The 6,815-nt window shown below is 58.5% G+C and carries 8 protein-coding genes, 1 tRNA gene and 2 pseudogenes; 10 read left to right on the top strand and 1 reads right to left on the bottom strand.

What is annotated here, in order from left to right; all coding sequences use genetic code 11:
- Window positions 1-243 (top strand): annotated as a pseudogene (gene tuf / locus ABJN75_RS03795) (elongation factor Tu); the annotation flags it as partial.
- A gap of 107 nt (window positions 244-350) precedes the next feature.
- Here tuf and ABJN75_RS03790 read toward each other — a convergent pair.
- Complete coding sequence (locus tag ABJN75_RS03790) at window positions 351-794, bottom strand: hypothetical protein (RefSeq protein WP_348437008.1); 444 nt, start codon at window positions 792-794, stop codon at window positions 351-353.
- Here ABJN75_RS03790 and ABJN75_RS03785 point away from each other — a divergent pair.
- The 9 genes and pseudogenes from ABJN75_RS03785 to ABJN75_RS03745 all read left to right on the top strand — a co-directional run.
- Window positions 782-1,435 (top strand): CatB-related O-acetyltransferase, encoded by a 654-nt coding sequence (locus ABJN75_RS03785; RefSeq protein WP_348437005.1) that lies wholly within the window; start codon window positions 782-784, stop codon window positions 1,433-1,435. The genes ABJN75_RS03790 and ABJN75_RS03785 overlap by 13 nt on opposite strands.
- 195 nt (window positions 1,436-1,630) lie before the next feature.
- A tRNA-Trp gene (locus tag ABJN75_RS03780) sits at window positions 1,631-1,706 on the top strand.
- A gap of 206 nt (window positions 1,707-1,912) precedes the next feature.
- Window positions 1,913-2,113, top strand: coding sequence for a preprotein translocase subunit SecE (gene secE / locus ABJN75_RS03775; protein ID WP_348437003.1), 201 nt, complete (start codon window positions 1,913-1,915; stop codon window positions 2,111-2,113).
- Window positions 2,114-2,126: 13 nt separating this feature from the next.
- Window positions 2,127-2,657, top strand: coding sequence for a transcription termination/antitermination protein NusG (gene nusG / locus ABJN75_RS03770; RefSeq protein ID WP_007197093.1), 531 nt, complete (start codon window positions 2,127-2,129; stop codon window positions 2,655-2,657).
- Between the two features lie 201 nt (window positions 2,658-2,858).
- A complete protein-coding gene (rplK, locus tag ABJN75_RS03765) occupies window positions 2,859-3,287 on the top strand; it encodes a 50S ribosomal protein L11 (protein WP_348437001.1) in 429 nt (142 codons plus the stop codon).
- Window positions 3,288-3,291: 4 nt separating this feature from the next.
- The gene (gene rplA / locus ABJN75_RS03760; protein ID WP_348436999.1) at window positions 3,292-3,990 is read left to right on the top strand and encodes a 50S ribosomal protein L1; all 699 of its coding nucleotides are present in this window, start codon (window positions 3,292-3,294) and stop codon (window positions 3,988-3,990) included.
- 348 nt (window positions 3,991-4,338) lie between these two features.
- A complete protein-coding gene (rplJ, locus tag ABJN75_RS03755; protein ID WP_348436996.1) occupies window positions 4,339-4,857 on the top strand; it encodes a 50S ribosomal protein L10 in 519 nt (172 codons plus the stop codon).
- A 62-nt stretch (window positions 4,858-4,919) separates the two neighbouring features.
- Window positions 4,920-5,255, top strand: coding sequence for a 50S ribosomal protein L7/L12 (gene rplL / locus ABJN75_RS03750; RefSeq protein WP_348436994.1), 336 nt, complete (start codon window positions 4,920-4,922; stop codon window positions 5,253-5,255).
- 253 nt (window positions 5,256-5,508) lie between these two features.
- Window positions 5,509-6,815: pseudogene (locus tag ABJN75_RS03745) on the top strand (DNA-directed RNA polymerase subunit beta); the annotation flags it as partial.

Raw genomic sequence — 6,815 nt, 5'->3', positions numbered from 1 at the left:
GAAGAGGGTGGCCGTCATACGCCGTTCTTCACCAACTACCGTCCGCAGTTCTATTTCCGCACGACCGACGTGACGGGCATCGTGACACTGCCGGAAGGCACCGAAATGGTGATGCCGGGCGACAACATCTCGGCTGAAGTTCAGCTGATCGTGCCGATCGCGATGGAAGAGAAGCTGCGCTTCGCCATCCGCGAAGGCGGTCGCACCGTCGGCGCCGGCATCGTCGCCACGATCATCGAGTAATCGATGATCGCATCGGCGATGGCGCAAGCCTGCCGACGGCACAATTAGGCAATGCAAAACGCGCTTCAGCGCGTTTTGTTTTGGCGGCGCCGGCATCGTCGCCACGATCATCGAGTAATCGATGATCGCATCGGTGATGGCGCAAGCCTGCCGACGGCACAAATGAGCAATGCAAAACGCGCTTCGACGCGTTTTGTTTTGGCGGCGCCGGCATCGTCGCCACGATCATCGAGTAATCGATACTCTGACAGTCGGTGGCCAACATTGCCGCGCGCATTGTGAACACTGAAAACGCGGGCCTTCGGGTCCGCGTTTTTGGTGTGGCTGGGTTCGGGCTGCCCACGCCCGCTTGCGGCATTGACGCTGCCCTCAGGGGCAGCCAGTCGGTGTGTCCGGTTGAAATCCACCCCGGCTGCGGCTAGATCAGTGCCTGTCTGCATAACAATGGTGCAGGCTGAAACCCCCATGGAGGCGACGGTGAACAAGATCCTGTTCTGAAAATCCGGATTTTCTTGTTTCAGATAGAAAGAGCAGAGCCATGGCCCGTCCATTTCTCGATGCAGGCTTGCGTCACCCCATCATCCTGCCCGACGGCAGCCCCCACGCGGGAACCGTTCACCTCAGTCAGGTGATCGATCATCCCAACATCAGCGTTGGCGCCTACAGCTATTATTCCGGGTTTGACGCCCGCACCGATTACGCAGCCGCACTGGCGCCCTATCTGTATCCGGGGGCGCCCGAACATCTCGTCATTGGCAAGTTCTGCCAGATCGCCCATGGCGTTCGCATCATTACCAGTTCCGCCAATCATGCGATGGACGGGTTTTCCACCTATCCCTTTGCCGTGTTCAATCCGGAGCTGATCGGCGGCTACGCTGCCACAATCGACAACCGGCGCGACACCGAAATCGGCAATGATGTCTGGCTCGGCTTCGAATCGGTGGTGATGCCAGGCGTCCGCATCGGCAATGGCGCCATCATCGCCGCACGTGCGGTGGTGACGAGCGATGTTCCCGACTATGCGATCTTCGGCGGCAATCCCGGGCGTGTGCTGCGGCGCCGGTTTCCGGACGATGTTGTGCAGCAGTTGCTTGACCTCGCCTGGTGGGACTGGGATATCGACAGGATCGGACGTCATGTCGACGCCATCACCGGCGCCGATATCAACGCGCTTAAGCAAGTTGCGGATTGACGCCCCGATCGTGCAAACCCTGCTCGGGGAAGGGCAGGCGGCATGGCTCATGCGGGTGTTTCAAGCCCGCCGAACCGGCGTGTCGGGGCGGCAGAATCAGCGCTCAGGGAGAAAAACACCCTACAGCTTGAATTTGCCGTCACTTCTTTGTTGCATTCCCCTTGCATTTGACGCTATCAGGTCCGCCATCAGCCTAGGGGTATAGCTCAGTTGGTAGAGCGACGGTCTCCAAAACCGTAGGTCGCAGGTTCGAGTCCTGCTGCCCCTGCCAGCCGGAATGTCCGGTGCTGGCGGAATTGTGGCTGATACGGACCAAATGGGCCGAGGGCAAGCTTCGGGCCAGATGACCGATTTGCGCATAAAAAAGCTCGTTGCCTCTTGTGGTTTGGCGATTCGGGCTTTATGTAGACGTTAACAGACACGCGGTGTGTGGGGCTGGGAGACTGGCTTTACGCGCCGTATAAGCGTGGACAGACAATGGCATCAAGAACAAATCCGTTTACATTTCTCCAGCAGGTTCGGGCTGAAACTGCGAAAGTGAAGTGGCCGTCACGCCGCGAGACCTCGATTTCGACAGTCATGGTTCTCGTCATGGTGCTGCTCGCCTCCCTTTTCTTTTTTGCGGCCGATCAGGTATTGGGATGGGCGATTTCGTTCATCCTGAATGTCGGCGCTTGAGGCGGGGGAACACATGACTGCACGCTGGTACATCGTCCACGCCTATTCGAATTTCGAAAAGAAGGTTGCCGATTCCATCGAGGAGCAGGCGCGCCAGAAGGGTTTGAGCCATCTCTTTGAAAAAATCCTGGTTCCGGTCGAGAAGGTTGTCGAAGTGCGCCGCGGCCGCAAGGTGGATGCCGAGCGCAAGTTCTTTCCCGGTTATGTGATGGTTCGCGCCGATCTGACCGACGAGGCGTTTCATCTGATCAAGAACACGCCGAAGGTCACCGGCTTTCTGGGCAGTGATTCCAAGCCGGTTCCGATTCCGGACTCCGAAGCCGAGCGCATCCTGACCCAGGTTCAGGAAGGCGTAGAGCGTCCGAAGCCGTCGATTGCTTTCGAAATCGGCGAGCAGGTGAGGGTGTCCGACGGTCCGTTCGCTTCGTTCAACGGAACGGTGCAGGAAGTCGACGAAGAGCGGTCGCGCCTCAAGGTCGAGGTGTCGATCTTTGGTCGGGCCACCCCGGTCGAGCTCGAATACGGTCAGGTCGAAAAGGTCTGACAGGGATTTACCCCGGCCCGCGCTTTCGTGATGAAGGCGGGGGGCGGATTTTTTGCATTGCCGGCAGGGTTGGCGATGTAACCGCGTGGAAGGTGAGTGGGCTGTAGCCGGTCCGTCAAGCCGCACCACGCAACCGCAGCCGCCGGCTCGTCCGGCACCAGATGGCGCAGAAGCGCTGTCGTAGAGAGAGGCAGAGAGACAATGGCTAAGAAAGTTGCAGGCCAACTCAAGCTGCAGGTTCCGGCCGGTTCGGCGACTCCGTCGCCCCCGATCGGTCCGGCACTTGGTCAGCGCGGCATCAATATCATGGAGTTCTGCAAGGCGTTCAATGCCGCCACGCAGGAAATGGAAAAGGGTATGCCGATCCCGGTCGTCATCACCTACTACCAGGACAAATCCTTCACTTTCGCACGGAAGCAGCCTCCTGTGACCTACTTCCTGAAGAAGGAAGCAAAGCTGAAGTCCGGTTCCAAGGCGCCGGGCAAGGAAGTTGCCGGTTCGGTCACGCGTGACCAGGTGCGGGCAATCGCCGAAGCAAAGATGAAGGATCTCAACGCCGCCGATATCGAAGGCGCGATGGCTATGGTCGAGGGCTCCGCCCGCTCCATGGGCCTGGAAGTGACGGGATAAGACCATGGCAAAGATTGCAAAGCGCATACAGAAGATCAACGAGGGCGTTGATCGCAACAAGCTTTATCTGCTGGACGAAGCTGTGTCCTTGATCAAGGAGCGTGCCATCGCCAAGTTCGACGAGACCATTGAAGTCTCGATGAACCTCGGTGTTGACCCGCGCCACGCCGACCAGATGGTTCGCGGCGTTGTCAACCTGCCCAACGGAACAGGACGGACTGTCCGCGTCGCCGTTTTTGCCCGTGGCGACAAGGCTGACGAGGCCCGTGCGGCGGGTGCTGACATTGTCGGCGCCGAAGATCTGGTGGAAATCGTTCAGGGCGGCACTATCGAATTTGACCGGTGCATCGCTACTCCGGACATGATGCCGCTCGTCGGTCGTCTCGGCAAGGTGCTCGGCCCGCGTGGCATGATGCCCAACCCCAAGGTTGGCACCGTGACGACCGATGTGACTGGCGCTGTCAATGCTTCCAAAGGCGGTGCTGTCGAATTCCGCGTTGAAAAGGCTGGCATCGTCCATGCCGGTATCGGCAAGGCCTCGTTCGGCGCTGAACAGGTCCTGGAAAATATCCGGGCGTTCGCCGATGCGGTCATCAAGGCCAAGCCGACAGGCGCCAAGGGCAACTACGTCAAGCGCGTGGCGATTTCCTCGACCATGGGCCCAGGCGTCAAGATCGATCCGTCGTCGCTTAGCGCCGCCTGATTCAAGAGTTTTGAAAACCGGGGCAAGTATCCGGTTTTCATAAGTTTCCGGCCTTTGGGCCGGAAAGGTCAGGGACGAAAGTTCCTGGCTCCCTGTCCGAGATTGCAGGTGGTGAGCTTTTCGGAGCCTGCCTTAATTATGTGACCTGCATGAGACGGGTAAGATCCGTTTTCAGGAGCGACTGCTCCAACGGTTCGAACCTCGCTTGCCTTGTGCCGCACCGTCATTCGGTTCCGGCGTAAGGGGACAGGATCCTCAAGCGTCGCTTGTGGGTTCGTTGAGAATCCCTGGCGGCAAAGGCAAACCCGGCAGGTGGTGCATGCATCATCTGCCAACTGGAGAAACGCAGTGGATAGAGCGGAAAAACGCGAATTCGTCGCGGAACTGAACGGTGTTTTCACCAACGCCGGTTCGGTTGTCGTGGCCCACTACGCCGGTCTTACGGTTGCGCAAATGAACGACCTTCGGTCGCGCATGCGCACAGCCGGAGGCACCGTCAAGGTCGCGAAGAACCGCCTTGCCAAGATCGCTCTTCAGGGCACGGAGTCAGAAGGGGTCGCAGATCTCTTCACGGGTCAGACGCTCATCGCGTATAGCGATGATCCGGTGACCGCTCCGAAGATCGCCGTCGAGTTTACCAAGGTCAGCGACAAGCTGGTCATCCTTGGTGGCGCGATGGGGGCGACAACACTCGACGCCGATGGGATCAAGGCTCTTGCCACGATGCCTTCGCTGGACGAGTTGCGTGCAAAGCTGGTCGGCATGATTCAGACGCCGGCAACACGCATCGCCCAGATCGTCAACGCACCTGGCGGTGCGGTGGCGCGCGTCATTGGCGCCTACGCCCGGAAGGACGAAGCCGCATAAGGCGGAACTTCGCTGTGAATTAGATCAACACCGGTTCGAACCGAATACAAGGAAGTAAGAAAATGGCTGATCTCGCCAAAATCGTGGAAGACCTTTCAAACCTGACTGTCCTGGAAGCTTCCGAGCTGTCCAAGATGCTTGAAGAAAAGTGGGGCGTCTCCGCCGCTGCACCGGTAGCTGTCGCTGCCGCTGGCGGTGCTGCTGCTCCTGCTGAAGCCGCTGAAGAAAAGACTGAATTCGACGTGATCCTGGCCGATGTCGGTGCCAACAAGATCAACGTCATCAAGGAAGTCCGCGCCATCACCGGTCTCGGCCTCAAGGAAGCCATCTCCAAGGGCGAAGCTGACGACATCAAGAAGAAGCTTGAAGACGCCGGCGCCAAGGTTGAAGTCAAGTAAGACGAAATTTGTCTCCGGGGGCGGTTCGCCGTCCCCGGATGCATCTGGCGATGAACGGATTACCCAAAAGCCGAAAACGGCTTTTGGGTAATGGGTTCTTCAAAAGGATAGTCTCGAACCAGACCGCAAGGCACTCCGGCCGCGCTGCTCTGGGAAATGAGACGAGATTGAACGAATTCATTTATATGACGGAGTCGCTTGGCCAGCGGCGTTCGTCTGTTGCAGGCCCGGATGCATATTACAAGGAGCGACGATGGCTCAGACCCTTTCCTTCAACGGTCGTAGGCGCGTACGCAAGTTTTTCGGTAAAATTCCGGAAGTGGCGGAGATGCCGAACCTCATCGAGGTTCAAAAGGCATCCTACGACCAGTTCCTGATGGTGGACGAGCCCGTTGGCGGCCGTTCCGACGAAGGACTGCAGGCAGTTTTCAAATCGGTATTCCCGATTTCCGACTTTTCCGGCAGCGCGATGCTGGAATTTGTGTCCTACGAGTTCGAACATCCCAAGTTCGACACCGAGGAATGCCGTCAGCGCGACCTGACCTATTCCGCTCCGCTGAAGGTGACATTGCGCCTGATCGTGTTTGATATCGACGAAGACACGGGCGCCAAGTCGATCAAGGACATCAAGGAGCAGAACGTCTACATGGGCGATATGCCGCTCATGACCGACAACGGCACCTTTATCGTCAACGGCACCGAGCGCGTCATCGTTTCCCAGATGCACCGTTCGCCAGGCGTGTTCTTCGACCACGACAAGGGCAAGAGCCATTCGTCGGGCAAGCTGCTGTTTGCGGCGCGCGTCATTCCTTACCGCGGTTCCTGGCTCGATATCGAGTTTGACGCCAAGGACATTGTCCACGCCCGCATCGACCGTCGCCGCAAGATCCCGGCCTCGTCGCTGCTGATGGCGCTTGGCATGGATGCTGAAGAAATCCTGTCGACCTTCTACACCCACTCGATCTACGCGCGGGATGGCGAAGGCTGGCGGATTCCGTTCCAGCCCGAGACCCTCAAGGGCCAGAAGGCCATGACCGACCTGGTCGACGCCGATACCGGCGAAGTCGTTGTCGAATCAGGCAAGAAGCTGACCCCGCGGCTGCTCAAGCAGCTTGTGGAAAAGGGCGTCAAGTCGATCAAGGCGACCGACGAAGATCTGATCGGCAGCTATCTGGCCGAAGACATCGTCAATCCGGAGACTGGCGAAGTCTATCTTGAAGCTGGTGACGAGCTTGAATTCGTGGTCGACGCCAAGACCGGTGAGCGCAAGGGCAACCTTGTCGATCTGATTGAGGCCGGTTACGACGACATCAAGATCCTCGACATCGACCACATCAATGTCGGCGCCTATATCCGCAACACGCTTGCCGCCGACAAGAACACCAGTCGTCAGGAAGCGCTGTTCGACATCTACCGCGTGATGCGCCCCGGTGAGCCGCCGACCATCGATTCGGCCGAAGCCATGTTCAATTCGCTGTTCTTCGATTCAGAGCGCTACGACCTGTCGGCTGTTGGCCGCGTGAAGATGAACATGCGTCTTGATCTGGATGCGGAAGACAC

It is taken from the genome of Hoeflea sp. (assembly GCF_039975035.1).
Taxonomy (GTDB): Bacteria; Pseudomonadota; Alphaproteobacteria; order Rhizobiales; family Rhizobiaceae; genus Hoeflea.
Note: the sequence above shows the minus strand (reverse complement) of the source record. Positions and strands in the feature narration are given on the sequence as shown.

Bases quoted from the DNA above. Each gene is read 5' to 3' on its own strand.
- ABJN75_RS03785 (WP_348437005.1), top strand. From the start codon at position 782: ATGGCCCGTCCATTTCTCGATGCAGGCTTGCGTCACCCCATCATCCTG.
- ABJN75_RS03790 (WP_348437008.1), bottom strand. From the start codon at position 794: ATGGACGGGCCATGGCTCTGCTCTTTCTATCTGAAACAAGAAAATCCG.
- secE (WP_348437003.1), top strand. From the start codon at position 1,913: ATGGCATCAAGAACAAATCCGTTTACATTTCTCCAGCAGGTTCGGGCT.
- nusG (WP_007197093.1), top strand. From the start codon at position 2,127: ATGACTGCACGCTGGTACATCGTCCACGCCTATTCGAATTTCGAAAAG.
- rplK (WP_348437001.1), top strand. From the start codon at position 2,859: ATGGCTAAGAAAGTTGCAGGCCAACTCAAGCTGCAGGTTCCGGCCGGT.
- rplA (WP_348436999.1), top strand. From the start codon at position 3,292: ATGGCAAAGATTGCAAAGCGCATACAGAAGATCAACGAGGGCGTTGAT.
- rplL (WP_348436994.1), top strand. From the start codon at position 4,920: ATGGCTGATCTCGCCAAAATCGTGGAAGACCTTTCAAACCTGACTGTC.